The sequence below is a fragment of the Rhizobium sp. NPDC090279 genome, from assembly GCF_044769665.1.
GTDB lineage: Bacteria > Pseudomonadota > Alphaproteobacteria > Rhizobiales > Rhizobiaceae > Rhizobium.
The window spans coordinates 205,898-232,324 of the sequence record NZ_JBIVYI010000004.1; the positions used below are offsets into that span (position 1 = coordinate 205,898).

The following is a 26,427-nucleotide window of genomic DNA, read 5'->3' on the forward strand; positions in this document are numbered from 1 at the left end:
AGGGCCGACGGTATCGGCCGGCCCTTGCTGACCAGGATGGCAAGTCCGTTCAGGCTCGCACGGCGCTGCCGGCTTGTCCGGCATCGCCGCCGCCGAACCGAACCCCCTTCTTCTCGAAGCCGAAACCGGCAAAAACCGCAACAGCCACGGCGACGATGCAGGCAACGATCAACAGCGCCAGGGCATAGTCGCCGTTCCATTGCTTTGCCAGCCCCGCCTGGATCGAGGCATTGCCCGAAGCCAGCAGATTGCCGAGCTGATAGGCAAATCCTGGGAAAGTGCCGCGCACTTCGTCCGGCGACAATTCGTTGAGATGCACGGGGACGATACCCCAGGCGCCCTGCACGAAAAGCTGCATCAGGAAGGCGCCGATCGCGAGCATGACCGGCCCCTGGCCCCAAACCCAGAGCGGGGCGACGGGAATGGCGAGAAGCGCCGCGATGACGATGGTCCTGCGCCTGCCCCATCGTTGCGACAAAGCACCGAACGTCAGGCCGCCGACGATCGCGCCGATATTGTAGACGATAGCGATGGCGCCAACGGTGTAGGAATCATATTGCCGCTGCGTCTCCAGGAATGTCGGATAGAGATCCTGGGTGCCGTGGCTGAAGAAATTGAAGGCCGTCATCAGCAGCACCGCCCAGAGGAACAGCGGAATATTCTCACGCAGCACGGTCAGGAACGGCCGCTGCGGCTTGGCCTGCCTCTGCAGGAAGGCCGGCGATTCCTGCACATTGCGCCTGATGTAGAGCACCAGCAGCGCCGGCACGGCGCCGACGATGAACATGCCGCGCCAGCCGATGATCGGAAACAGCAGGAAGAAGACGATCGAGGCGATCAGGTAACCGGAGGGATAACCGGCCTGAAGGATACCTGACACGAGACCGCGCGAGTCCTCCGGTATCGTCTCCATGACGAGCGATGCACCCACGCCCCATTCGCCGCCCATGGCAACGCCGAAGAGCGCGCGCAGCACGAGGAACATCGTCAGGCCGGTCGAAAAGCCGGTCAGAAATTCGAAGACGGAATAAAGCAGCACGTCGACCATCAGGGTCGTGCGCCGCCCGAAGCGATCCGCCGCGAGCCCGAAGATCAAGGCACCGACCGGCCGCATGGCGAGCGTGAGGAAGATCGCCACGGCAACCGCCGGGACGTCCGTGTGAAATTCTTCGGCTATATGCTTGAGAACAAAAACCAAAATGAAGAAATCGAAAGCATCCAGCGTCCAGCCCAGATAGGCCGCGATGACGGTGTTTCGTTGCTGGGGGGACAAGGAACGTAAGCTATCCAAGGCGGTCATCATGATCCTCCGACCGGATGGCGGCGGCGAGGCGGGCAATACCGGATGCCGTCGAAGCTGGGGGAACCCGGCAAGTGGCCGGGCATGTCGACGTTGCGGCTGCTTCCTCCTTTGGCGCCTGCGAGGATCGCGCTATGCGGACTTCGAGATCAGCAATAGCGCATCGGCCGCCCTTGGGTTGTAACATATTTGACATCATCGGCGAATGGAAAAATCCGCCATTTGTTTCCCTTTTGTACTCTTTGCCTCTTCACATCCGCGCGATCTGTCTCCATATTCGCCCCATGGCAAAATCACCGAAAAAACCCTCCGCCCCGACCGGTTTCGAAGAGGCGCCGCAGGCGTCGTTTGAAGGCGCGCCGCTCAGCGGCAGCGTTGCCGACTGGGTAAAGCAGCTCGAAGCGGACGCAGAGACATCCAGCGTCGAAACTCAGCGCGAGATTGCCTCGAAGGCCGGAAAGCACCGCAAGAAGGTGGAAATTGCCGCATCCAAGTCCGGGCGCGGCACCTCGATGGGCGGTTCGACCGATCCGAAGACGCGCGCCGCCGCCGGCCTCAACCCGGTGGCCGGTCTCGATATCGCGCTTGAGGACGCCGACAAGATTTCCCGCAGCGGCGTGACGGCAACCGTCGACGCGCTGTCCAAGCTGATCGAGAGCGGCAATCCGTTGTTCAAGGACGGCAAGCTCTGGACGCCGCACCGCCCTGCCCGGCCGGCGAAATCCGAAGGCGGCATCCAGATCCGCATGTCCTCGGATTACGAACCCGCCGGCGACCAGCCGACCGCCATCCGCGATCTCGTCGAAGGCCTTGATAATGGCGACCGCAGCCAGGTGCTGCTCGGCGTGACCGGCTCCGGCAAGACCTTCACCATGGCCAAGGTGATCGAGGCGACACAGCGCCCGGCTGTCATCCTCGCACCGAACAAGACGCTGGCAGCCCAGCTCTATTCCGAGTTCAAGAATTTCTTTCCGGACAACGCGGTCGAGTATTTCGTCTCCTACTACGACTATTACCAGCCGGAGGCCTATGTGCCGCGCTCGGACACCTTCATCGAGAAGGAAAGTTCGATCAACGAGCAGATCGACCGCATGCGCCACTCGGCGACGCGCTCGCTGCTGGAACGCGACGATTGCATCATCGTCGCCTCGGTCTCCTGCATCTACGGTATCGGCTCGGTCGAGACCTATACGGCGATGACCTTCCAGATGAATGTCGGCGATCGGCTGGACCAGCGCCAGCTTCTGGCCGACCTCGTGGCGCAGCAGTACAAGCGCCGCGACATGGATTTCATCCGCGGCTCCTTCCGCGTCCGCGGCGACACGATCGAGATCTTCCCGGCCCACCTGGAGGATGCCGCCTGGCGCATCTCCATGTTTGGCGACGAGATCGACGCCATCACCGAATTCGACCCGCTGACCGGCCAGAAGACCGGCGATCTGAAATCGGTGAAGATCTACGCCAATTCGCACTATGTCACGCCGCGCCCGACGTTGAACGGCGCCATCAAGGCGATCAAGGAAGAGCTGAAAATCCGGCTTGCCGAGCTGGAAAAGGCAGGACGCCTGCTCGAGGCGCAACGGCTTGAGCAGCGCACCCGCTATGACGTCGAAATGCTGGAGGCCACCGGCTCCTGCGCCGGCATCGAGAACTATTCGCGCTATCTCACCGGCCGCAATCCCGGCGAGCCGCCGCCGACTTTGTTCGAATATATTCCCGACAACGCATTGCTGTTTATCGACGAAAGCCACGTCTCCGTCAGCCAGATCGGCGGCATGTACCGGGGCGACTTCCGGCGCAAGGCGACGCTGGCCGAATACGGCTTCCGCCTGCCCTCCTGCATGGACAACCGTCCGCTGCGCTTCGAGGAATGGGATGCGATGCGCCCGGACACGATCGCCGTTTCGGCAACGCCGGGCGGCTGGGAAATGGAGCAATCCGGCGGCGTCTTCGCCGAACAGGTCATCCGCCCGACCGGCCTGATCGATCCGCCGGTCGAGGTCCGCTCGGCCCGCACCCAGGTCGACGACGTGCTCGGAGAGATCCGCGAAACGGCCGCCAAGGGCTACCGTACGCTTTGCACGGTGCTCACCAAGCGCATGGCCGAGGACTTGACGGAATATCTGCACGAACAGGGCGTGCGCGTACGCTACATGCACTCCGACATCGATACGCTTGAACGCATCGAGATCATCCGTGACCTGCGTCTCGGCGCCTTCGACGTGCTCGTCGGCATCAACCTGTTGCGCGAGGGTCTGGACATTCCTGAATGCGCCTTTGTCGCCATTCTGGATGCCGATAAAGAAGGCTTTCTGCGCTCGGAAACCTCGCTCGTCCAGACCATCGGCCGTGCCGCGCGTAACGTCGACGGCAAGGTCATTCTCTATGCCGACACCATCACCGGCTCAATGCAGCGGGCGATGGACGAAACCAGCCGTCGCCGCGATAAGCAGATGGCCTACAATCTCGAACATGGCATCACGCCGGAATCGGTGAAGGCGAAGATTTCCGACATTCTCGATAGCGTCTACGAGAAGGACCATGTCCGCGCCGATATCGGCGGTGTTTCAGGCAAGGGCTTCGCCGATGGTGGCCATCTCGTCGGCAACAATCTGCAGACTCACCTCAACGCTTTGGAAAAGGCCATGCGCGACGCGGCGGCCGATCTGGACTTCGAAAAAGCAGCAAGACTGCGCGACGAGATCAAACGCCTCAAAGCCGTCGAACTCGCCGCCATGGACGATCCGCTGGCCCGCGAGGAAGCCAAGAGCCTCGAAAGCCGCAGCGCTGCGGCGGGCAAGCGTGCTCCGCCAGCACCGGAGACCTCGCGCTCTTACTTTGCCAAACCGAACCTCGATGAGATGGGGCCGGGCAGCGACGCCGGTACGCCGCTTTTCCGCAAGAACACGCTGGACGAGATGACGGTCGGCCGCACCGAAAGGCCAGTGACGGGCAAAGTGCCGGACAAGCCGATCACCCGTGCAAAGCCGGGCGTCGGCTCCTACGAGGACCCGGTGGACGAAAAGCAGCGCAAGGGGCGGACAAAGGGAAAGACGGGACGACCCGGACAATAGGGTCGTCCACAACTGCCAGATGTCCAAAACCAAGCGCTGCCGATTTTATGAGGGTTGAGGCCTGGCGGACATCGAACGATGTCTTGCTGACAAGGCGACAGCCCCTACATGCCATCATATGAGGAGGCCCTCGGAAGACGGAAAGCGCTTGACCGCAAGCCGGGCCGGTGGGAAGCGACAGCAACCTTGGGAGAAAGACTGATGTCCGAGCCTTTAATCGTTCGTCGCGAGACCCATGTCTCCGCGCCGCCTGCCGCCATATTCGCACTGCTGACCGATCCCGAAAAGATCCTGCGCTGGATGGGTACGGAAGCGCAGGTCGAACCACAACCCGGCGGCATCTATCTCGTCAACGTCACCGGAGCCCGCTTCGCGCGCGGCTCCTTCCGCGAAGTCGTGCCGGTTCATCGTCTCGCCTACAGTTTCGGATGGGAAGGCAGCGAGGAAGTGCCGCCCGGGTCGAGCCTTGTGGAAATCGATCTGATCGAGCAGCCGGATGGGACGCTGGTGCGCCTCACCCACACGGGCCTTCCGACCATTGAACAATGTGAAGCGCACGCAAAGGGTTGGGCGCATTATTTCGACCGCATGGCCGAAGTGGCCGCGGGACGAGATCCCGGTCCCGATCCCATGCGCGGGCACGATGGCAAAAGCCGATGACGCATTGAGCCCGGCGCTATCGGGCTCGACGCCCTGACAGCCAAGGCATATCACCGATTGATGACAACGGTCTGACCCTTGTCATTGTGACGATCCGACTGCGGCAAACAAGGTTGCACGGGCAAGGATGACAGCCTGCAACCGCCATGGCATGATCGCGGCATGGATTTGCCCGCCTCCCTTGCCTGGCTGGTTGACGAAGCCGGCACCTCGCCCAGCCCCGAACGCTTCCTGGCCGATCTGGGCGGACATCTGCTGGCTGCCAGACTGCCGCTTGCTGGCGGCGCCCTGACGCTCGCCGCCCCGCATCCGATCATCACGCAACATACCTGGCTCTGGCGGGCCGAAACCGGCGCGGTGACCGAGGCGCTCGGCTTTGCCGGCACGGCGCTCGGACGGGCCGGCCGCGACTGGCTCGGCGAACTTGGCCCGACATGCGAGCAAACGATCGGCCTCGCGCCCGGCAATTCCGTGCTGGCCTGGGCCGGCACCCGACCCTTCAGCGCATCCGAAACGGACAGCCTGCGCGAAATTGCCCGCTTTGCCGCAGCCCCCCTCGCGGGCCTGGCCGCCCGCGCCACCCTGTCGACCCTGCTCGAAGCCTATCTCGGCCGCAGGAGTGCGGCGCGTGTGCAGGCGGGGGCGCTCAGCCGCAATAGCGGCGAGACCATCCGCGCGGCCCTGCTCTGCGCCGATCTCAGGGATTTCACCGCTCTTTCCGAAGCAACGGACCCCGCCATCATGATCGCGGCGCTCGACGCCTGGTTCGATCGCGTCGCCGGCGCCGTGCATGCCTTCGGCGGCGAGGTGCTGAAATTCATGGGCGATGGCGTGCTGGCGATCTTCCCTATGAGCGGGACGCCGAAAGAGGCCTGCGAAGCCGCTTTGCGCGCCGCCACCGCCATCCGCGCCGGCATGGCGCATCTCGACGCGACCAGAACAAGCCAAGGCCTGCCGCCGCTCCCCTTCGGCGCCGCCCTGCATTTCGGCGACATGCTCTGGGGCAATATCGGCGCCGCCGACCGCCTGGACTTCACCGCCATCGGCCCCGCCGTCAACCTCGTCAGCCGGCTGGAGGGTCTGTGCAAACCGCTCGGCCGCAACGTGCTGATCTCAGGCGCGGTTGCGGCGGGGACGATCATGCCGCTGCTGTCCTTAGGAGACTACGAGCTGCGCGGGATTGCCGAGCCTTGCGCGGTGTTTACGTTGGCGGGAGGCTAAGCTAGCGCCGCCCTGGTTTGGGCGGGAGTCATCAACCTTGCAATGCAGGGCGATTGGCTCTCACCGCGGCCTGGAAATGCGAGGCGCCGCCGGTCAGCCAGAATTCCTCGGTCGTCGTCTCGAGAAACTCCGCAAAGAGCTCGCAGGCCTCTTGGCGGCGAACGCCTCCTACGATTTCCACCGCTCTCGAAAGGTGTCTGGGAGGAGAGTTTTCCAGTCTCATATGCGCGCAGCCACCGTATGCGTCGGACATGGCGAATACGAGCCGTGATATCGGCAGGTGAAGCATGGTGCCGAAACACATGATGCAGGGCTCCAGCGTTGTGTAAAGCGTCAGGCTGTCGTTACGCGAGAAGGCGTAATCGCCTCTGAATACCTCATGGAACAGGTTCATTTCCGCGTGGTTCAAATGATTCGAGACCATGGTCTTATGCGATCGTCCCAGTATCCGAGATCCCGCCGATAGAACTGCCCCAACAGGGAAAATGCCGCGTTCCAGGGCAGTCCTTGCCTCGGCCAATGCAAGGCCCATCATATCGTCATCGCGCAATTCCGCCATGCAGCCTCCCTGGTGCTTGATATCAAAAGTTGCACCCTTGAAAAGTAGCGACTTTTGCAGAACCCGCAACGACCGCCTCTGTTAGGAACAGCATTTTGATCTGCACTTGCGAATAGCAAGCAAGCTTATTATATGATCTGAAAATAATAGATTCGTCGATTAATCGAAGCGACCGGCCTTCAACACATTGATTTCTCTTTCAATACGGCCGCCAGCTAAAACACCCCTTGCCTTTTTCCCAAAATCCTGTCACCCATAAACATGCTCGGGCATTTACATGCCGGTGACTGGACTGATTTGGTGATCCGCTTGCGGCAGGCAGCGGTTGGGTTTTGCGACCCGCGCAGACGTTCTTTCCCCGTACGTGACTTCTCGACTGGCTTTCGCATGGCGCGAGGGCAAAGCCGTCCGGATTTTCCGGATAAACTAAGACTGATGGGTAAAGGACTATCCCCCATGGCCACCAAGGGCACCGTAAAATTCTTCAACCAGGACAAGGGTTTTGGTTTCATCACTCCTGACGGCGGTGCAAAGGACGTTTTCGTCCACATCTCCGCTCTTCAGGCTTCCGGCATCCAGTCGCTGCGCGAAGGCCAGCAGGTCACTTTCGACACCGAGCCGGATCGCATGGGCAAGGGCCCGAAGGCCGTCAACATCCAGGCTCACTAAGCCTCGGCTGACAGCCTGATCAAGGTTTCGAACGGCGCGGTGCAACCGCGCCGTTTTTCGTTTGGGGCCCTTGCGGTTGTGAGTTCGGGGCCACCCTCGTCCTTCGAGGCTACAGCCCCTTCGACAAGCTCGGAGCCTTCCGCACCTCAGGATGAGGGTGGAGAAACTCCCGGCGCTATTCAACATCAATCGCCCAGCTATCGCAGCCGATTAGTCCTCATGGTGAGGTGGCCCGCAGGGCCCTCGAACCACGAGGACGGATTGGAACCACCAACTCACGCGCTGGCGCGTTCGCCCTCGCCGCCAAAATCAACGGCAGCGAAGGCGGCCGCAATCACCTCCGGTCCCGCCCCCGGCTTGTTGGCGTCGGTGGAGAGGATCTGGCGGTAGCGGCGCGAGCCCGGCAGGCCGGTGAAAAGTCCGACCATATGGCGCGCGACGTGCTGCAGGCGGCCGCCATTCTCGATATGGCGTTCCACATAGGCCATCATCCGGTCGCGAAGCGCGTTCCAATCAGCCTCGACAGCCGGCTCGCCAAAGAAACGGTGATCGACATCGGCCAGGATCGCGGCATTCTGATAGGCGGCGCGGCCGAGCATGACGCCATCGACATGGGCAAGATGCGCTTCTGCCTGATCCAGCGTCTGGATGCCACCGTTGATGCCGATGAAGACCTCGGGCCAACGTTGTTTCATGCGATAGACGATATCGTAGTCCAGCGGCGGTATTTCGCGGTTTTCCTTCGGCGACAGCCCCTTCAGCCAGGCCTTGCGCGCATGTATCCAGATCGCATCCGCTCCGGCATCGAGCACGTGCGCCATCAATTCGGGCAGCGCCTCCTCCGGCTCCTGTTCGTCGACGCCGATACGGCATTTCACCGTGACAGGCGCCTTCGATATCGCCTTCATCGCAGCGACGCAGGATGCCACCGTCGCCGGCGTCAGCATCAGGCAGGCGCCGAAAGTGCCGGACTGTACGCGATCGGACGGGCAGCCGACATTGAGGTTGATCTCGTCGTAACCATAGGCTTCCGCGATCCGCAGCGCTTCGGCAAGCTTGGCCGGATCGGAGCCGCCGAGCTGCAGCGCGACGGGATGTTCGGCGACATCGTGCCCCAGCAGCCGGTCGCGCGGACCATGGATGATCGCATCGGCCACCACCATTTCCGTGTACAGCAATGCATGACGGCTGATCTGCCGATGCAAGTACCTGCAATGGCGATCCGTCCAGTCGATCATCGGGGCTACCGCAAAGATCTTGCGGCCGTTTTTCAGTGCGTCGCTATACATGGGAAACCTTTCTGCCCCGCCCTCTACACCAAATCCCTCAAAAACGCCAGTTTCCGTGGCTGTAACAATGATGCTAGTTTGCCGGACGGAGTCGGAAGGCAACAAGCCCTTCCAAGAGAGATCAAGAGTTTCGAAAGCCCATATGAACGCCCCACTGACGACAGTCATTCCAGTCCCCGCTCCCGTCCTTCTGCCGATCGAGGGCGAAACCGGTTTTTTCCCCGTGCGCCGCGTCTATTGCGTCGGCCGAAACTATGCCGACCATGCCATCGAGATGGGGCATGACCCCACCCGCGAACCGCCCTTCTTCTTCCAGAAGAACCCGGACAATCTGCTGGTAACGAGCGATTTCCCCTACCCTTCGCTGTCATCGGACGTGCATCACGAAGTCGAGCTTGTGGTGGCGCTGCGCAGCGGCGGCACGGACATCCCGGTCGAGCAGGCTCTCGACTGCGTCTACGGCTATGGCGTCGGCATCGATTTCACCCGCCGCGATCTGCAGGGCGAGGCCAAGAAGCTCGGCCGTCCCTGGGAAATCGGCAAGGCCTTCGAGTATTCGGCCCCCGTCTCCGCGCTCGTGCCGGCCACCCGCGCCGGCCATCCCGACAAGGGCGGCATCTGGCTGATGCGCAACGGCGAAGCGGCTCAAAGGGGCGACCTCTCGCAGATGATCTGGAAGGTGCCAGAAATCATCGCCGAGCTTTCCAAGCTCTTCACGCTCGCACCGGGTGATATCATCATGACCGGCACGCCAGCCGGCGTTGGCCCGGTTGCGCGCGGCGACCGGATCAGCTGCGCCGTCGATGGCGTCGCAACACTCGTGCTGAACGTCGTCTGATCGAGGAGGATCGACCATGCCGCTCTACGCCCTTGCCGGTCTGACGCCGAAAACACCCGGTCCAGGCCTGTACTGGATCGCGCCCGATGCAAGCGTGATCGGCAAGGTCGAGATCGGCGCGGATGTCGGCATCTGGTTCGGCTCGGTCCTGCGCGGCGACAATGAATTGATCGCCATAGGCAGGGCCACGAATATCCAGGAAGGCACGATGGTTCATACCGACCCGGCCTTCCCGGTCACGATCGGAGAAGGCTGCACCATCGGCCATCATGCGATCATCCATGGCTGCACGATCGGCAACAATTCGCTGATCGGCATGGGCGCCACCGTGCTCAACGGCGCGAAGATCGGCAATAATTGCCTGGTCGGCGCCAACGCGCTTGTCACCGAAGGCAAGGAATTCCCGGATGGCTCCCTGATCGTCGGTGCGCCGGCAAGAGCCATCCGCACGCTGGATGAGGCGGCCATCGAAGGTCTGCGCCGCTCGGCCCAGCATTACGTCGTCAACTGGCAGCGCTTCGCACGCGATCTTCAGAGATTAGATTAGAAAAATCTCATAAATAGATGATGGAGCGTGGAATAAGGCCCATCCGGAGCTCAAGCCGCGCAGTTCGCGCAATGGCCGCGAATCTCAATGGTTGACTTCTCCGCCTTGAATTTCTGCGACTTCAGCCAATCCATCAGTCGGTGATCGACTTCGTGATCGTGGAACTCGATCACCTGGCCGCAGCTCTCACAGATGGCGAAGGCGACGAGGCCGTGGCTGTGGCAATCCTCATTGGGATGCGCGCAAGCAACGAAGGAATTGATGCTCTCAAGCCGGTGAACCACGCCATATTCCAGGAGCTTGTCGAGCGCGCGATAGACCTGCAGCGGCGCGCGAAAACCCTGATCGCGCAGCTTGTCGAGGATGGTGTAGGCGCTGAGCGGCGCTTCCGCCTTGGTCAGAACATCGAAGACGAGCGTCTGGTTCTTGGTGAGCATCGGAGTGGTCATGACGACTGTCCTCTCTGTTGCGCCGCTGGCGTGCCGGCCCTGCGAACGAGGGGCAGCAGACTGATGATAAATAGAACAAGCGCCGCAACCACGATGGAAGGCCCGGACGGCGTGTCATAGCGCAGCGATCCGAACAGCCCGCCGACGACGGCGATGGCGCCGAGCAGCGAAGCGAAAATCGCCATCGTCTCCGGCGTCGCGGCAAAGCGGCGCGCGGTCGCGGCGGGGATGATCAGCAGCGCGGTAATAAGGAGTATGCCGACGATCTTCATGGCGATCGCGATCACCACGGCCATCAGCAGCATGAAAAGCAGTCTGGCGAGTTCCGGCCGCAATCCCTCGGCCTCGGCAAGCTCGGGATTGACGGTCGAGGCCAGTAGCGGCCGCCAGAGCCAGGCAATCGCCGCCAGCACGAAAATGCCGCCACCCCAGATCACCACAATGTCGGACCGGCTGACGGCAAGAATATCGCCGAAGAGGAAGGCGATGAGATCGATCCGCACCCAGCTCATGAAGGCGACGATAACGAGACCGATCGCCAGCGTCGCATGCGAGAGAATGCCGAGCAGCGCATCCGCCGACAGCGCCTGACGCCGTTGCAGGAAGAGCAGCAAGATCGACACAAGCGCCGCGACCGCAAAAACGGAAAGCGTTAGATTCAGCTGAAACAGCAGCGACAGCGCCACGCCGAGCAGCGCTGAATGCGAGATCGTATCGCCGAAATAAGCCATGCGGCGCCAGATGATGAAGCAGCCGAGCGGCCCGGTCGTCAGCGCCAAGCCAACGCCGGCGACGACTGCACGCAGGAAGAAATCGTCAAACATGACGCTCTCCCTCGGCATGATCATGGTCGTGGTGATGATCGCCGTGATTATCATGGTGATGGCCATCGTCGGCATGGCAATGGTCTGTAATCGAGCCGTCTGAATGCTGCACGCGACCATCGGGCAGATGTGTATGGTCGTGATGATGGCTGTAGATCGCTAGAGATTGCGCCGCACGCGTGCCGAAAAGCCTCACATATTCTGGGCTTTGGCTGACAGTCTGCGGCGTGCCGCGGCAGCAGACATGGCCGTTCAGGCAAACGACCGTATCCGTGGCTGCCATGACCACATGCAGATCATGCGAAATCAGCAGGATACCGCAGCCCTGCGAATTGCGGATCGACTTGATCAGATCGTAAAGCGCGATCTCGCCGCTGAAATCCACACCCTGCACCGGCTCGTCGAGGACAAGCAGATCGGGCTTGCGGGCGATGGCGCGCGCCAAGAGCGCCCGCTGGAATTCGCCGCCGGAAAGATGCTGCACCTCTGCTTTCGCAAGGTGAGCAATACCGACCGATTCCAGCGCTGCGCTCAACTCGCGCTCCGGTAAAGGCCCCGTCAGAGTCATCAATCGCCGCACGCTAAGCGGCAAGGTCCAATCGACGGCAAGCTTCTGCGGCACGTAACCGACCCTCAGATCGGCTATGCGCTCGACACGTCCCTCATCCGGCTTCATGACGCCGATCGCCGTCTTGGCGCTGGTCGATTTGCCTGATCCATTCGGGCCGATCAGCGTAACGATCTCGCCGCGGCTCACGGAAAAATCGACACCGCGCACGAGCCAGCGGCCGCCGCGGCGGACGCCGACATCGTGGAGCGACACCAGCGGCCGGCTCTTGCTGTCGATGGAAGAAAGCATGAAATTTCCAATTGCACTATTGCGCCATGCTATCGCACACGTTATAGCATAACGCAATTGATGTAATAACATAACAGACCCATTCAAGGGCATTTATCGCATGAACGCAGCAAAAACCTTCCTTCCCCTCGCCGCCTCTCTCCTCCTCTCGGGCTTGCTTGTCAGCACCACCGCAACCGCGGCAGATGCTCCGCGGGTTGTCGTCTCCATCAAACCGATCCACTCGCTAGTCGCTGCGATTATGCAAGGCGTGGGCACGCCGGATCTGATCGTCGACGGGGCAGCTTCCCCGCATACCTATGCGTTCAAGCCGTCGAATGCACGCAGCCTGCAACAGGCGCAGCTGGTCTTCTGGGTCGGCCCGGGCATGGAAGCCTTCCTGCAGAAGCCGCTTTCCTCCCTCGGTTCTAACTCGACAGTGGTCGAACTCGACAACGCGCCCGGCATCACGAAGCTCAAGTTCCGCGAAGGCGGCGCCTTCGAGCCGCATGATGATGGCGACGAACATGAAGCCAGCGACGATCACGCGCATGGCCACGACCATGATCACGGCGAATTCGACACCCATCTCTGGCTCGATCCGCACAATGCCAAGGCGATGGTCGCCGAAATCACCACGTCGCTGGTCGCCGCCGATCCAGCCAATGCGCTGACCTATGAAGCCAACCAGAAAACGTTGAACGACAAGCTTGACGCCTTGGACACCGAAATCGCCTCGACGGTCGCGCCGGTGAAGGACAAGCCTTTCATCGTCTTCCACGATGCCTATCAATATTTCGAGCATCGTTACGGTGTGCGCGTCTCCGGCTCTATCACCGTCAGCCCGGAAACCATTCCCGGCGCGCAGCGCGTGGCCGAAATCCATAGCAAGGTCGCCGATCTCGGCGCGACCTGCGTCTTCGCCGAGCCGCAATTCGAACCGAAGCTGGTCAATGTCGTACTGGAAGGCACGTCGGCGAAATCAGGCGTCCTCGATCCCGAAGCCGCAACGCTGCCGCAGGGGCCGGACCTATATTTCGACCTGATGCGCGGTATTGCAAGCTCTCTGAAAGCCTGCCTTTCGGCGCAAGGCTGAAGATCACCGAAGGAAGCGAGCCTACTGCTCGCTTTTTTCCTCACAGCAAATGTAATGATATTACATTACAATGAGGTTGCCATGAACAAGAAGCTCCCGGTCACCGTCCTTTCCGGTTTCCTCGGCGCCGGCAAGACGACGCTGCTCAACCATATCCTCAACAATCGCCAAGGCCTGCGGGTCGCGGTGATCGTCAACGACATGAGCGAGGTGAATATCGACGCCGCACTGGTGCGCGACGGCGGCGCCGATCTTTCCCGCACGGAAGAACAGCTGGTCGAGATGACCAACGGCTGCATCTGTTGCACGCTGCGCGACGACCTGCTGAAGGAAGTCCGCCAGCTCGCCGAGCAGGATCGCTTCGACTACCTGCTGATCGAATCGACAGGCATTGCCGAGCCCCTGCCCGTCGCGACGACTTTCGAGTTCCGCGACGAGGACGGCAACAGCCTTTCCGACGTTGCCCGCCTCGATACCATGGTAACCGTCGTCGACGCCGCCAATCTTTTGGCCGATTACGGATCGACCGATTTCCTCGCCGACCGCGGCGAGACTGCCGGCGATGGCGACAACCGGACCATCGTCGACCTGCTGGTCGAGCAGATCGAATTTGCCGATGTCGTCATTCTGAACAAGGTCGGCTCGGCAACGCCCGAGCAACGCGATGCAGCCCGCAAGATCATTGTCGGCCTCAACCCCGACGCCCGGTTGATCGAAGCCGATTTCGGTACGGTGAAGCCGAGTGAGGTTCTCGGGACCGGCCGTTTCGACATCGATCGAGCCGAGACCCATCCGCTCTGGTACAAGGAACTGCATGGCTTCAGGGATCATATTCCCGAAACCGAGGAATATGGCATCCGCTCCTTCGTCTATCGCGCGAAGAAACCGTTCGATCCACTTAAATTTCAGGATTTTCTCAACCGATCCTGGCCGGGCGTCGTCCGGGCGAAAGGCTTCTTCTGGCTTGCGACACGGCCTTATTATGTCGGCGAGATGAGCCAGGCCGGCGCGCTCGTCCGCACAAGCAAGATGGGCCTTTGGTGGGCTGCCGTGCCGCAGGATCAATGGCCGCGCGATCCGGGCTTCAAGCGGGCTCTTGCGCCCCATCTCGACCCCATATGGGGCGACCGTCGCCAGGAACTTGTCTTCATCGGCGCCGATCCGATGAGCGAGCAGCAGATTACGGCTGAATTGGACGCCTGCCTGGTCAAGGCTGACCGCTTCACGCCGGAGCGTTGGCGGGACCTCCCCGATCCATTCGCCAGCTGGAACAGGCCAACGGCATGAAAAAGCCGAAGGTGATCAGATTCCGCTGTTACTGCGTCGAATGCAGTAACGAGGATAAGCCCGCAAACGATGGATTGCGATCCGACGCCGCGGATTCGGACCAGGACGGCAACAGCTCAGGCGAAGCTAATCCTCGCCTGATGCCGAATGTGATTGGAAAACTGCTATTTGGGGCCTGAACGACTGTTCAGGCCACCAACATTCCGGCGGGAACGGCGATGATCTCGTGCATGACGAGCAATGCGCCGATCACCACCGACTTGGCGCGCAAGGGCGTCATGGTGCAGTGAAACACTTTACCGGGCTCGATCTGGCGATTGGACGGATAAAGGCAGTCGACCTTCTCGCCGGTAAAGCAAGCATCAAGCTTTGCCTTCAGGTTGCTTTCGAAATATTCCGAACCGACAAATTCCGAGATGTGGCGTCCCACAAGCTCCATCGGCTTCGATTTCAGAAACTCCGAATTGGCGGCGTTGCTGTAGAGGTATCGATAGTCCCGCGTGACGACGGCGACACGATCCGGCAGACTGTCGAGAATGACATCGTTCAGAACGCTGCCCTCCTCGAAGCCGAACGCATCGTCCCGGTCGATCTTTTCGCTCGAAAACGCTCTCAGAACCTCGCCGGCCACGTCGCTCGCGCCGCCGAAATAGCGATCAATCAGCACCGAAAGCGATGCAGAATTGCGCATCACACGCGAACGATCATCCGATTCTTCTCGGATAAGATTGTTCATGAACTGGAGCTGCATGTATATCTCAAGCAGACTCGTGGCCTTATAGGCCAAAATAGCCGCGATAAGGGGCTCCAATTCGCGATCAAGTGATTCTACAAGCTCATCGTCGCCAAGTTTTATCGCACGCTGAATCTGATTACATTTCATGGAGAAGGCATGAAAGAGTGCCAGCAAAATTGCCCTCCTGTCCTCGACCACAACAGGACGCAGGGGCCTCGATTCCCGGCGTTGCCATGCCCAAGGATATTCAGCTTGGCGTCCGCATTCTCACCAAACTTTCTATCTTGTGAATTAACATGACTTACCCACACTTTCAATCCGGATGAGCGGAAGTTCTCGGGAAAGGAGAACTTTCTGAAATGCAAGGCTTACCGGGCGGAATGACTGCATGAAGACCGGATGCAACTTTACATTCGAATCTGTGCGCGAATCTGTGGGCAGCGCATCGATACGAGAGCCTAGAAAACGCTCTTCTTGATATTCCAGCGATCGTGATACCAAAGCCACTGCTCGGGATTTTCCCTCACCCAACCCTCGACCTTGTCGTTCAGCATCTGAGCTGTTGCGGTCAGATCGAGGCCACCGGCCTCGTTGCGAGGCATCTCCAGCTTCGGTTCGATCTCCAGCCGGTAGCGATTGTTGGGCAAACGGATGCAGCGTGCCGGATAGACTTCGCAATTGAACTGGCGCACGAGCTTCGGCAGCAACGGGTTCGTCTTCACATCGCGGCCAAAGAACAGGGTCTTTAGGCCCTTGCGGAATTTCTGGTCGACCAGCACGCCGACTCCGCGACCTGCTTCCAGCTCTCTGGCAAGACTGAAGGACGACCCGGCATGCGAGGGCACGAGATTGCCCATGCGTTTTGCGCGGAAGTCGAAAACCTTCTTGGCGACATAGGGATTGTTCGGCGGCCGAAAAAGCACCGTCACCGTCAGACCGAAAGCCGCGCCCGCAACAGGCAGCAGTTCGAAATTACCGGTATGGCCGGTAAAGACGATGAACGGCCGCGGATTATCCCTGAGATCGAGAAAGATCGGAATACCGGAAACCTCGACGCGACCGGGCTTGTCGCTATGCGGGTCGAAATCGAACAGACGGTCGAGAAAGACATATTCCGCCGCCAGCCGGCCCATATTGCCCCAGCTTGCGAGCGCGATCTCCTCGATCTCAACCTCGCTCTTCTCCGGAAAGGCATTGCGCAAATTGGTCAGCATCAGCTGGTGCCGCCGCATACGCGGGCCGATCTTGCGGGTCAACCAATCGGCAAAACGGATGCCGCCATCGGCTGGAAACAGCTTCAGGAAATTGAGGAAACCGAAAATGACCTGCGCCACCAGCCACTGCCGGAAATTTCTGAGCGCAAGCACGATCCGGGTGATGAAGAGCTTCACGCGGCTCAGTCCATCTTCAGGATGATCTTGCCGAAGATCTGGCGCGATTCCATCCGCTCCAGCGCCCGGTCGATATCGCTGAAGCTCACTTCGGTATCGATCACCGGATGCACCAGCCCGCGCGCCATCTTCTGCATGGCATTGGCCATGTTCTCCATGCGGCAGCCGAACGAGCCGAACAGCTTCAGCTGCTGCTGGAACAACATCATCAGGTTCATCTCGGTCGACACGCCCGAGGTCGAACCGCAGGTGACGAGGCGTCCGCCGCGCTTCATGCAGAGCATGGAGCCGGCCCAGGTATCCTTGCCGACATGTTCGAAGACGACGTCGACGCCCTTTTTCTTCGTCAACTTGCGCACCACGCCCTCGAACCGGTCGGTGCGATAGTTGATGACGTGATCGGCGCCGAGAGCCTTGGCCTTTTCGATCTTGTCGTCCGAGCCGACCGTGGTGATGACCGTGCAACCGATCTTCTTGGCAAGCTGGATGGCGGCGGTGCCGATGCCCGAACCGCCGGCATGAACGAGGATGGTCTCGCCCGGCTCAAGCTTGGCGTTGTCGAACAGCATGTGCTCGACGGTGCCGAAGGTGACGGGAGCGAGAGCTGCGCCGATCGCATCGACGCCGGGAGGTGCGGGCACAAGCAGGCGGGCCGGCAGATTGACCTTCTCCTGTGCGAAGCCATCGAGATGGAAGCCGTGGACGCCGCTGACGTTCTCGCAGAGATTGTCACGGCCTTCCCGACAATGGCGGCAAAGGCCGCAGGTCCGCGCGCCATAGATCGACACGAGCTGCCCTGGAAGAACGTTTGCAACACCCGGTCCGATCGCTTCGACCACGCCGGCAGCCTCCGCGCCGATGACGAGCGGCATCTTGCGCTTGGCAAACGCCATGCCGCGCCAGCCCCAGACGTCGATGTGGTTGAGGGCGACGGCCTTGACGCGCAACGTCACTTCGCCGGCGCCAGGCGCTTCAGGCTCGGGCAGATCGGTGATCTCAAGTTTGCGGTCGTCGATCAGTTGCAAAGCACGCATGGCAAAGTCCTTCGCCTCTCGGGCGCAGTTATTATTTGTTATTCAAGGGTCCGATTAAGCCGGTTCGAGCGCCATGACAAGGCTGGCGTTCTGACCACCGAACCCGAAGGAGTTCGAAAGCACGGCATTCACCTGCTTTTCACGCTTCTTGTTCGGCACCACGTCGAGATCGATCGCCGGATCGGGGTTGTTGTAGTTGATGGTCGGCGGCAATGTGCCGGTCAGCATCGTCTGCAGCGAGAATACCGCTTCGACAGCCCCAGCCGCCGTCAAGGTGTGGCCGATCATGGACTTGTTCGACGAAACGGGGATGCTCGGGAGCCGCTCGCCGAAGACGGCGGACATGGCGCCATATTCCATCTTGTCGTTCTCGGGCGTCGATGTGCCGTGGGCGTTGATGTAGCCGATATCGCTATCATCCATGCCGGCATCGGCAAGTGCCGCGCGGATCGTCGCGATCGCCGGACCGCCGTCGGGCGAGGACCGGGTGCGATGGAACGAATCGGCCTTGTCGCCGGCCCCCTTCATGATCCCGAGGATCTTAGCGCCGCGCGCAATCGCTGCTTCCAGCGATTCCAAGACCAGCGTCGCCGCCCCTTCGGCGATGACGAAACCGTCGCGATCCTTGCTGAACGGCTTGGAAGCCTTGGTCGGCGGGTCGTTCTGGGTCGAGAGAGCCGACAGCAGCGAGAAGCGGATCAGCGCCTCGGCACTCAAGGACCCGTCGGTGGCAACCGTCAATGCCCGTGTGGTACGGCCCTGGCGGATCGCCTCGATGCCGAGTTGAATTGCCGTCACGCCCGATGCACAGGCTGTCGACAGCGTCACCGGCAGGCCGCGCGTGCCGAAACGGTCGGCAAGGCGCTCGGAAATCGCGCCGAAAAGAGCCGCCTCGTGAAAGGCTGGATCGGGGCGCTGGCGCATGGCCGCGAGGAACCGCTCATAGGCGTCGCCTTGATGATCCGCCGGCGGAGAACGATCGGCGAGCTCGAAACGTGCGCTCCATTCCGGCTCGATCGGCGGCGCGGCAAGGAATAGCGGCGCTCCGAAATCACCGGAAATCCCAGCCTGCGCCAGCGCTTCGACGGTTGTTTCGCGGGCGAAGGCGTAGGAGCGCTCGACGGCATTTGGAACGGGAATATCGATGAAATCCACGGTCCCGGCGATCCGCGTCGAAAGCCCGTCGGTCGGAAAGCGGGTGATGTCGTGAATGCCCGACGTACCCGACGACAATGCGTTCCAGTTGTCTTGCAGGCCCTGCCCCAGCGACGTGATGATCCCCATGCCGGTAACGGCGACGATCGGGCGTCCGAGATGATCCTTGTAAGCGGTCATATCCTGTTCCTCACGCTTCAGCCGATAGCACGGCGATGCCTTCACCGCGCACATGGCCGACTGTTGTTACCACAGCATTGCTTGCGCCGGTCGCCATCGGCTTCTCGTTCGCTGCATCGAAGGGCGGCACCTTGGCCCGATTGGCGACGGCGAGCGCTGCCAAGGCGAGCCCAAGCGGGAACTGGCTTTCAAGCCCATGCCCCGAAACGCCGGAATAGGCACGGATCGCCGCGCCCGGAAGTTGTGTCTCCAGCACCGCCTTCTCGCGATGGGCGAGGTCCGGGATCGCTGTCGTGCCGGAAAAGATGATGGTCGTCTCGTTCGATCCCTGCTTGGCAGGTGCGAGCATGCGTTCCAGCCGCGCCTCGAACTTGTCCTCGTCACGCCGGCCACGATCGCCCTCGACCGCATCGATGGTCGCATAGATATACGCACCACGACCTTCCGCATGGGCGCGCGATTCAAGCACCAGGAATGCGCTCAGCGATCCCATGATCATGCCGCCGCCATCTTCAGGCTTGCGCGACCATATCGGGTGCCAGTCGCCGATGGCATGCGCATTGATCGACTCGATCAGCAGGATCATGTCCAGACGCTCGGCGGAAAACGCGCCGCCCACCAGCGCATGGCTCGATTCGCCCGACTTGATGCGATGAAACGCGGTCTCGACGGCGGAAATGCCGGAGGCCTCTTCACCCATGAAGGTGCGCGACGAACCCGTGACCTTGTGGACGATCGAAATATTGCCGGCAAGCAGGTTCGAAAGCTGCGCCAGGAACAAGGTAGGCCGCAGTTCGGTCGTCAGCTTCTCGTTCAGCAGCAATTCGCGATCGTTGCGCTTCAGGCCTTCGTTGACGATCAGCGTGTCGACATTGGTATCACGCTCGCCACCGCCGGCAGCAACGATCATGTCCATGCTGCCGCAAGCGTCCAGATCATCCTTGAAACCGGCATCGTCCAGCGCCAGCCCGGCGGTAAAGACGCCGATGCGCTGCCAGTTTTCCATCTGCCGCTGATCGCCGCGCTTCGCAATCTGCTGCGACCAGTCGATCTCTGGCAGCGGATGCACCGGATAGGGCTTGAATTTCTCGGTTTCGACGATGGTCGGCGGCGCCTTGTCGGCAGTCAGCAGTGCCACATGCGCATCCTTGCCGACACCCTGACAGGTGACGATGCCGATACCCGTGATCACCACATCATTCTGAGCCTTGCTCATTCATCAATCCTCTTCGAATGCGGCGCCGAACAAGCCGGCCGTGTCAACCGTTGGCGGCGATGGCGTCGAGAAGCCCGACCTCGCCTGCCCGCTTGCGCACGATATCGCCGAGCGGCAACTCATTAAACGGCATGGTGCGCAGCTTCAACTGCGCATCGCAGACCTTCTTTCCGGCAATGGTGATACGCGCCTTCGTGACCGCGTATCCCGAACCTTCGTGCTCCAGCTCGGCTTCGATGTCGAGTTCCGCTTCCGGTTCGACGAAGGTCCGCATCTTGGCGCCGTCGACCGACATCAGAAACGGCATATAGGCGAATTTCGTTGCCGCAAGCAGGAGCATACCCGAGGCCTGCGCCATCGTTTCGATAAGGAGAACGCCGGGAACCAGCGGCATGCCGGGGAAATGGCCTTCGAAGACCGGGCTTTTCGCCGGAACGATGGAACGGGCCTTCAGCAGGCCCTTGGACAGATCGACGGATTCAATCCTGTCGATCATCTGGAAATATTCCAGCAGCATCAACGCCTCCGATCCAACCCGGCGATGCAGGATGCTTCGGGCGGGATACGCTATTTAAGAATGAAACCGCCCGGCCGCCATATTCAGGGGCGGCTGGGCGTTAAAAAAATGCAAGGATGTCGCTCAGCCCTTGGCGGCGCGCAACTCATCGATCTTCGCACAGAGATTCTTCAGCACGAAATACTCTTCGGTCGAAACCTTGCCTTCGTTGACTTCCTGCGTCCACTTCTCGAGCGGGATCTTGATGCCGAATTCCTTGTCGATAGCGAAAACGATATCCAGAAAGTCGAGGCTGTCGATGCCGAGGTCGTCGATCGTGTGGCTATCCGGGGTGATCGTATCACGGTCGATTTCGCTGGTTTCAGCGATGATGTCGGCAACTTTGTCAAATGTAGCAGTCACTGCCCATACCTCTTGAAATAATAAATCATCCCCCTCATAGGGAAATCCATTCCAAAAGCCAATGGTTTCCACCAGAAACCCCGGCAATTTGGCGAAGCACTGTTGCGCAAACAGCAAAATGACAGTCGCGTCACAATTTGGAATTACGCGCGACATGGACGCGAGATGCGGCAGCATTGCGGCTGAACCGCAATGACGAAGCCGCCTGTTCGCGAAAGATCACTCGCTGATCACGATACGCGTATTGTGAAGCCCCGCATCCGCTGCCATCGCAAAGAAGGTGGCGGCGTTGCGGGTATCGAGCCGCACACAGCCATGCGATGCCGGCCGGCCGAGCTGCCGCACCTCATAGGTACCGTGAATGGCATAGCCGCCATTGAAGAACACGGCATAGGGCATCGGCGCGTCGTCATATTTCTTCGAGCGGTGATCCTTCGACAGCCATTTGGCTGTGTAGGAGCCGATCGGCGTCACATAACCTCTGCGCGCCGTCGATACTCGCCAGCGATACTTCATGGTCCCATCTTCCGAAACGGTCATCGTTTGCGATCGAAGATCGACCACGGCAACAACAGTTCCGGCCTGGGCCGAAACGGTGTGGAATTGCATGAATAGACATGCCGTTGCTATAAATGCGAAGCGTTTCATCTTGTCCCCTCCGACTGTTTGCTTCCTCTTGAAGCAATTCAGACGATGGGAGAGTCTATCGCTATGCTAATTATACCAAATTAATACATATAGTGAGCGATTGCTTAATTTAACGACGCTCACAACAGCAGCAGGAATCCAAGAAAAGCGAGAAGCGTCAGCATCGAGCATGCGCAATAGAAGATCGAAATGCCGGCTTCGATGTCGCTGACGGTCGCCGTATCACGTCCGGCGCCGTTGATCATCGGTTCGCGGACAAGCTCGCCGCCATAGATACGCGGGCCTGCGAGCTGGATGTCGAGCGCACCGGCCATAGCCGCTTCCGGCCTGCCGGAATTGGGTGAGCGGTGCAGCCCGCCATCGCGGACGGCGATGCGGATCGCATTTCCAAGCGCGGAGATTCCCCGTTTGATCAGAGCGCCGGCGGCGATCAACAGGATCGACAGACGCGCGGCTGGCCAGTTGGCGATATCGTCGAGGCGCGCGGCAGCGCGGCCGAAATCGACATAGGTCTCGGATTTGTGGCCAATCATCGAATCGGCGGTGTTGAGCATCTTGTAGAGAAACAGGCCAGGCAGCCCGAAAAACCCGTACCATAAAGCCGGCGCGACCACGCCGTCGGAAAAATTCTCGGCAAGGCTTTCGATGGCCGCACGGCAGATACCCGGTTCATCCAGCGTCTGCGGATCACGGCCGACGATGCGCGAAACGGCAAGGCGCCCGCCTTCCAGACCGTCGGAACGCAATGCGCGCGACACCTCGCCCACATGATCGGCAAGGCTCTTCTGCGCCATGAAAACCGCGACGAGCCCCGCCTCGACCAATATGCCGAGCCAGCCGAAGAAAGCGAGAAAGCCATGAATCGCCCAGCCGGCGATAATAGCGCCCATCAGCAGCGCGACGATCGACATGACGCCATTGCGGCGGCGCAGCACCCCAGGCAGGTGCTTCGCGTTGAACCGCTGATCGAAGGATGAAATTGCCTTGCCGAACAGTACGACAGGATGAGGAAAGCGCTGCCAAAGCCAGTCGGGATCACCGACAATGCGGTCGAGCAGCAAGGCAAGGACCAGAATGAGCAAATGTTCGTCGGCGGTCATGTCGAATAATCCTCTAGTACCCCGGCGAGTCTTTCATCTGCCCCCTCGTCCGGAGCCAGCCCGAAACGCAGCCAATTGCGCGCATAATCGAACTTGCGGACCAGAATATGATGACGGCAGAGATGCGTATATATGCCCTCGGCCCGCTCGTCTGCAACCAGCGCAAACAGGGCCGTGCCTCCCGCGACATGCAGCTTCGAGCGGCGAAGAACCGCCTCCAGCGCCGAATGCCTCTGAAGAATGCGGTTTCGGATGGCGCTTGTGTCGCTTTCCATGAGAGACACAGCAATCGAAAGCGCTGGCCCGGACACCGCCCAGGGGCCAAGCCAATCCTCGAAACGGTTCATGATCGAGGCATCCGCAATCACGAAGCCAAGCCGCAGGCCGGCCAGGCCGAAAAATTTTCCAAAGGAACGGAAGATAATCAGGTTCGGCATGGACGCGCCAAAGGGCGCCATGCTTGCCGCCGGCTCCATATCGCCGAAAGCCTCGTCGACCAAAAGGATGCCGTCATGCTTGCGCTGCCGCTCATGCAGATCCTGCAGCTGCTCGACGGACAGCATTCTCCCGTCAGGATTGTTGGGATTGACGGCAACAACCAGCCTGTCATCCGCGTTGAGCTCGGCAATCGTCGAAACGTGACGAACCCGCAGGCCCGCCAGCGTGAAGGCACGCGCATATTCGCCGTAAGTGGGAGAAAGGATCGCGACGCTGCCGCCGGTCACGAGCCTTGGAAGCAATTGGATGACCGATTGCGTGCCCGGAACAGGCAATGGCGAGATATCGCCGCTGCGATAATAGCCCCTCGCCGCCTCTCGCGCCCGCTCCTGCAAGTGTTGATCTGGCAGCCGGTGCCATGCGGGAACGGGAATCTCGGGCAAGGAGACCGGATTGGGGTTGATGCCGGTCGACAGATCCAGCCACGCTTCCGGACGTCCGCCATATTGGCGCGCCGCCGCGGTGATGCCGCCACCGTGGACGATCCTGTTCGTCATGCGGCCTCGCCGGCAAGGTCGATCAGATGCATGTAGGAACCAGCGACATTGGCCCGCTGCAGGCCGGCAGCACCCAGATCGGCATCGAGCGTATCCTTGACCGCAAACAAGCGGTCCGCCTCGCCTTCCGATACAATCGTTGAATAATGGAATTCATGCGCCGTCATCGGCTTGTCGAAGAAGGCGCCGGCAAGCGGCGTCACGCGCCGATAGCCAAGGTGACGCTGCCGCTTCTCGTAGCTGGTGACGACGGGCAAGAGGCCGAGCATCTTGTGGCGGGTGCCCCCCGCATCCACGAGCCCTTCGCCAAGCACCATATACCCGCCGCACTCGCCGTAGATGCGTGCCCCGCGCGTTGCGGCCGCCTTCATGCCATCCCGGAAATGCTGGGCAGCGGCGAGCTTATCGGCATGCAATTCCGGATAGCCGCCCGGCAGATAGACGGCATCGGCATCGGCCGAAGGCGCTTCATCCGCGAGGGGAGAAAAGAAGGAAATCTCCGCGCCGCGCCGCTTCCAGCCGAGCAGCATATGCTCGTAGCAGAAGGCGAAAGCGATATCCCGCGCCACGGCAATGCGCTGACCGAACGGCATCAGGCGCGCGATATTCGCCACCGACGGGCGGACGACATGCTGATGCGCCGCCCGCAGGAGCAGATCGAAATCGCAGGCCTTCGACACGATCTCGGCGGCCGCTTCGATAAATTGCTCGAGCGCCGCGTGCTCTCCGGCCTGCACAAGCCCGAGATGCCGCTCCGGCAAAGCCAGGCTGGCATCGCTACGGATGACCGCGACGACAGGCATGCGCGCCGCATTCAGCGCCTGACGCAGCATTTTCTCGTGCCTGTCGCTGGCGACGCGATTGAGGACGACACCGGCAATGCGGATATCGGCGCGAAAGTTGGCAAAGCCGCTGACGACGGCGGCAACGGATTGCGACATGCGCGAGACATCGACAACGAGAACGACGGACAGGCCGAGCAAGGCGGCGAGATCGGCGGCCGTTCCGGTGCCGTCGGCTGCACCATCGAACAGGCCCATCATCCCCTCGATGACGAGCATCCGCCCGCCGGCGCTATGAAGCGCCGAGTTGGCGGAAATGAGTTCGGTGCGCATCGCCCAGGGATCTAAGTTGAGGCAGGGCGAACCCACCGCTGCCGCGTGAAAGGCCGGATCGATATAATCAGGTCCAGCCTTGCCGGACGCGACCGCAACATCCCTGCTTCGCAGTGCCCGCAGCAGACCGAGCGTGAAGGTGGTCTTGCCGGAGCCCGAAGACGGTGCCGCGATCAGAAGGCCGCTCATGCCGGCACCTTGTGTCCGCTTCCGCCGGGCCCTTCGGCTACCGGCAGCAGCGTGCGGCCGGAAAGCGCGCCAAGCCAGTCGAGCGACGGCCGCAATTTCACCACCTCGCCAACGACGACGATGGCGGGCGGCTCAAGGCCGGATGCCGCGACATCATCCGGCGCCCGACCGAGTGTCGTCTCCAATACCTGCTGGGAGGATGTCGCGGCGTTGCAGACGAAGGCAACCGGTTCATCCGCCAGACGACCCGCAGCGATGAGATTGGCGCTGATCTGGGCAATATGTTTCATCGCCATATACATGACGATGACGGGCGAACCCTTGCCGATCGCGTCCCAATTGATCGCGTCGGGCACGACGCCGGACGAATCATGGCCGGTCAGGAAGGTGACGGCGTGGTTGATGTCGCGATGGGTGACGGGAATGCCGGCATAGGCAAGCCCGCCGATACCGGCCGTGATGCCGGGTACGATGCGGAAGGGAATGCCATGCTCCACGAGCATCAGCGCTTCCTCGCCGCCGCGCCCGAAAACAAAGGGATCACCGCCCTTGAGGCGCAGAACGCGCTTGCCCGCACGCGCCAGCTCCACCAGCCGCAGCGAGATGTCCCGCTGCTTGGCCGATGGCTTGCCGCCGCGCTTGCCCGCATATTCCAGCACTGTACCCGGACGGGCGAGCTTGAGGCACTCTTCGTTCACCAGCGCATCGTGCACAATGATGTCAGCCTCGGCCAACCCCTTGGCTGCCAGCAGGGTCAAAAGCCCCGGATCACCCGGCCCGGCGCCGACAAGCCAGACGGACCCCGGTTCCAAAGCCGGTAGATTGGAAAAAGCGGTATCGTTCATCCCATGTGTCCTATGCCCGGATCGCCAAAATTGCAACGTTGAGAACGGGATAAGACGGTCGCAGCCTGATGTCGTTCCATAGGGGATACTATGCGACAGAAGGTCCGAAATGCGGCGATGGCGCGCTATGGGCTTTGCCAGCGACGACAGGTCGCGAAAAAAGCGAGAGGCGGATCGCACCGGCTTCCGGATTCAATATGTCCGGACATTCGAGTATCCATATGAAAGAATGGGAAAATATACATCCCGCCCA

General features: G+C 60.9%; 26 protein-coding genes. 8 read left to right on the top strand and 18 right to left on the bottom strand.

Annotated features, from left to right (window positions below):
• Nucleotides 1-49: 49 nt before the first annotated feature.
• A complete protein-coding gene (locus ACIQWP_RS11690) occupies nt 50-1,300 on the bottom strand; it encodes an MFS transporter (RefSeq protein WP_402786695.1) in 1,251 nt (416 codons plus the stop codon).
• 284 nt (nt 1,301-1,584) lie between these two features.
• On the opposite strand from ACIQWP_RS11690, the gene uvrB reads away from it, so the two are divergent.
• From uvrB to ACIQWP_RS11705, 3 genes are all read left to right on the top strand, one after another.
• Nucleotides 1,585-4,374, top strand: a complete 2,790-nt coding sequence (gene uvrB, locus ACIQWP_RS11695) for an excinuclease ABC subunit UvrB (RefSeq protein ID WP_402786698.1) — start codon at nt 1,585-1,587, stop codon at nt 4,372-4,374.
• A 201-nt stretch (nt 4,375-4,575) separates the two neighbouring features.
• A complete protein-coding gene (locus ACIQWP_RS11700) occupies nt 4,576-5,034 on the top strand; it encodes an SRPBCC family protein (protein WP_402786701.1) in 459 nt (152 codons plus the stop codon).
• A 162-nt stretch (nt 5,035-5,196) separates the two neighbouring features.
• Nucleotides 5,197-6,255 carry an adenylate/guanylate cyclase domain-containing protein gene (locus tag ACIQWP_RS11705; protein WP_402786704.1) on the top strand — a complete coding sequence of 353 codons (1,059 nt, stop codon included), beginning with the start codon at nt 5,197-5,199 and terminating at the stop codon, nt 6,253-6,255.
• 31 nt (nt 6,256-6,286) lie between these two features.
• Here the strand turns inward: ACIQWP_RS11705 and ACIQWP_RS11710 are convergent, their stop codons facing one another.
• Entirely contained in the window at nt 6,287-6,814 is a 528-nt protein-coding gene (locus tag ACIQWP_RS11710; protein ID WP_402786707.1) for a nucleoside deaminase, read from the bottom strand.
• 456 nt (nt 6,815-7,270) lie between these two features.
• On the opposite strand from ACIQWP_RS11710, the gene ACIQWP_RS11715 reads away from it, so the two are divergent.
• A complete protein-coding gene (locus tag ACIQWP_RS11715) occupies nt 7,271-7,483 on the top strand; it encodes a cold-shock protein (RefSeq protein ID WP_402786710.1) in 213 nt (70 codons plus the stop codon).
• A gap of 275 nt (nt 7,484-7,758) precedes the next feature.
• Here ACIQWP_RS11715 and dusA read toward each other — a convergent pair whose 3' ends face one another.
• On the bottom strand, nt 7,759-8,772 hold the full coding sequence (gene dusA / locus ACIQWP_RS11720; protein WP_402786713.1) for a tRNA dihydrouridine(20/20a) synthase DusA: 1,014 nt from the start codon (nt 8,770-8,772) through the stop codon (nt 7,759-7,761).
• A 142-nt stretch (nt 8,773-8,914) separates the two neighbouring features.
• Here dusA and ACIQWP_RS11725 point away from each other — a divergent pair, with 142 nt between their 5' ends.
• Together ACIQWP_RS11725 and ACIQWP_RS11730 are read left to right on the top strand one after the other, a co-directional pair.
• Nucleotides 8,915-9,610: a fumarylacetoacetate hydrolase family protein gene (locus tag ACIQWP_RS11725; RefSeq protein ID WP_402786716.1), complete on the top strand. Its 696-nt coding sequence runs from the start codon at nt 8,915-8,917 to the stop codon at nt 9,608-9,610.
• A 16-nt stretch (nt 9,611-9,626) separates the two neighbouring features.
• Nucleotides 9,627-10,157 carry a gamma carbonic anhydrase family protein gene (locus tag ACIQWP_RS11730; protein ID WP_402786719.1) on the top strand — a complete coding sequence of 177 codons (531 nt, stop codon included), beginning with the start codon at nt 9,627-9,629 and terminating at the stop codon, nt 10,155-10,157.
• Nucleotides 10,158-10,207: 50 nt separating this feature from the next.
• Here ACIQWP_RS11730 and ACIQWP_RS11735 read toward each other — a convergent pair whose 3' ends face one another.
• The 3 genes from ACIQWP_RS11735 to ACIQWP_RS11745 are packed head-to-tail and all read right to left on the bottom strand — an operon-like array spanning nt 10,208 to nt 12,289.
• Nucleotides 10,208-10,606: a Fur family transcriptional regulator gene (locus ACIQWP_RS11735; protein WP_149636391.1), complete on the bottom strand. Its 399-nt coding sequence runs from the start codon at nt 10,604-10,606 to the stop codon at nt 10,208-10,210.
• Nucleotides 10,603-11,430, bottom strand: coding sequence for a zinc ABC transporter permease subunit ZnuB (gene znuB, locus ACIQWP_RS11740; protein WP_402786724.1), 828 nt, complete (start codon nt 11,428-11,430; stop codon nt 10,603-10,605). The genes ACIQWP_RS11735 and znuB overlap by 4 nt, the downstream gene beginning before the upstream one ends.
• Nucleotides 11,423-12,289, bottom strand: coding sequence for an ATP-binding cassette domain-containing protein (locus ACIQWP_RS11745; protein WP_402786727.1), 867 nt, complete (start codon nt 12,287-12,289; stop codon nt 11,423-11,425). The genes znuB and ACIQWP_RS11745 overlap by 8 nt, the downstream gene beginning before the upstream one ends.
• Nucleotides 12,290-12,389: 100 nt before the next feature.
• Here ACIQWP_RS11745 and znuA point away from each other — a divergent pair, with 100 nt between their 5' ends.
• On the top strand, nt 12,390-13,364 hold the full coding sequence (gene znuA / locus ACIQWP_RS11750) for a zinc ABC transporter substrate-binding protein ZnuA (protein WP_402786730.1): 975 nt from the start codon (nt 12,390-12,392) through the stop codon (nt 13,362-13,364).
• 81 nt (nt 13,365-13,445) lie between these two features.
• Nucleotides 13,446-14,651, top strand: a complete 1,206-nt coding sequence (zigA, locus tag ACIQWP_RS11755) for a zinc metallochaperone GTPase ZigA (RefSeq protein ID WP_402786733.1) — start codon at nt 13,446-13,448, stop codon at nt 14,649-14,651.
• A gap of 187 nt (nt 14,652-14,838) precedes the next feature.
• Here zigA and ACIQWP_RS11760 read toward each other — a convergent pair whose 3' ends face one another.
• The 12 genes from ACIQWP_RS11760 to cobA all read right to left on the bottom strand — a co-directional run bounded on the left by ACIQWP_RS11760 (nt 14,839) and on the right by cobA (nt 26,174).
• The gene (locus ACIQWP_RS11760; RefSeq protein WP_402786736.1) at nt 14,839-15,561 is read right to left on the bottom strand and encodes a PAS domain-containing protein; all 723 of its coding nucleotides are present in this window, start codon (nt 15,559-15,561) and stop codon (nt 14,839-14,841) included.
• A gap of 284 nt (nt 15,562-15,845) precedes the next feature.
• A complete protein-coding gene (locus ACIQWP_RS11765) occupies nt 15,846-16,778 on the bottom strand; it encodes a lipid A biosynthesis lauroyl acyltransferase (RefSeq protein WP_402786739.1) in 933 nt (310 codons plus the stop codon).
• A gap of 5 nt (nt 16,779-16,783) precedes the next feature.
• Nucleotides 16,784-17,812: a zinc-binding dehydrogenase gene (locus ACIQWP_RS11770; RefSeq protein ID WP_402786742.1), complete on the bottom strand. Its 1,029-nt coding sequence runs from the start codon at nt 17,810-17,812 to the stop codon at nt 16,784-16,786.
• 54 nt (nt 17,813-17,866) lie between these two features.
• Nucleotides 17,867-19,147 carry a beta-ketoacyl-ACP synthase gene (locus ACIQWP_RS11775; protein ID WP_402786745.1) on the bottom strand — a complete coding sequence of 427 codons (1,281 nt, stop codon included), beginning with the start codon at nt 19,145-19,147 and terminating at the stop codon, nt 17,867-17,869.
• Nucleotides 19,148-19,157: 10 nt separating this feature from the next.
• The gene (locus ACIQWP_RS11780; RefSeq protein WP_402786748.1) at nt 19,158-20,363 is read right to left on the bottom strand and encodes a beta-ketoacyl-ACP synthase; all 1,206 of its coding nucleotides are present in this window, start codon (nt 20,361-20,363) and stop codon (nt 19,158-19,160) included.
• 43 nt (nt 20,364-20,406) lie between these two features.
• Nucleotides 20,407-20,880 carry a 3-hydroxyacyl-ACP dehydratase FabZ family protein gene (locus ACIQWP_RS11785; protein WP_047632916.1) on the bottom strand — a complete coding sequence of 158 codons (474 nt, stop codon included), beginning with the start codon at nt 20,878-20,880 and terminating at the stop codon, nt 20,407-20,409.
• A 123-nt stretch (nt 20,881-21,003) separates the two neighbouring features.
• The gene (locus ACIQWP_RS11790) at nt 21,004-21,282 is read right to left on the bottom strand and encodes an acyl carrier protein (RefSeq protein ID WP_041677496.1); all 279 of its coding nucleotides are present in this window, start codon (nt 21,280-21,282) and stop codon (nt 21,004-21,006) included.
• A gap of 219 nt (nt 21,283-21,501) precedes the next feature.
• Nucleotides 21,502-21,930, bottom strand: coding sequence for a L,D-transpeptidase (locus ACIQWP_RS11795; RefSeq protein WP_402786753.1), 429 nt, complete (start codon nt 21,928-21,930; stop codon nt 21,502-21,504).
• Between the two features lie 119 nt (nt 21,931-22,049).
• Entirely contained in the window at nt 22,050-23,030 is a 981-nt protein-coding gene (gene cbiB, locus ACIQWP_RS11800) for an adenosylcobinamide-phosphate synthase CbiB (protein WP_402786756.1), read from the bottom strand.
• Entirely contained in the window at nt 23,027-24,025 is a 999-nt protein-coding gene (gene cobD / locus ACIQWP_RS11805; protein WP_402786759.1) for a threonine-phosphate decarboxylase CobD, read from the bottom strand. The genes cbiB and cobD overlap by 4 nt, the downstream gene beginning before the upstream one ends.
• The gene (locus ACIQWP_RS11810) at nt 24,022-25,329 is read right to left on the bottom strand and encodes a cobyrinate a,c-diamide synthase (protein ID WP_402786762.1); all 1,308 of its coding nucleotides are present in this window, start codon (nt 25,327-25,329) and stop codon (nt 24,022-24,024) included. Before ACIQWP_RS11810 ends, cobD begins: the two co-directional genes overlap by 4 nt.
• Nucleotides 25,326-26,174, bottom strand: coding sequence for a uroporphyrinogen-III C-methyltransferase (gene cobA, locus ACIQWP_RS11815; protein WP_402786765.1), 849 nt, complete (start codon nt 26,172-26,174; stop codon nt 25,326-25,328). The genes ACIQWP_RS11810 and cobA overlap by 4 nt, the downstream gene beginning before the upstream one ends.
• Nucleotides 26,175-26,427: the final 253 nt, after the last annotated feature.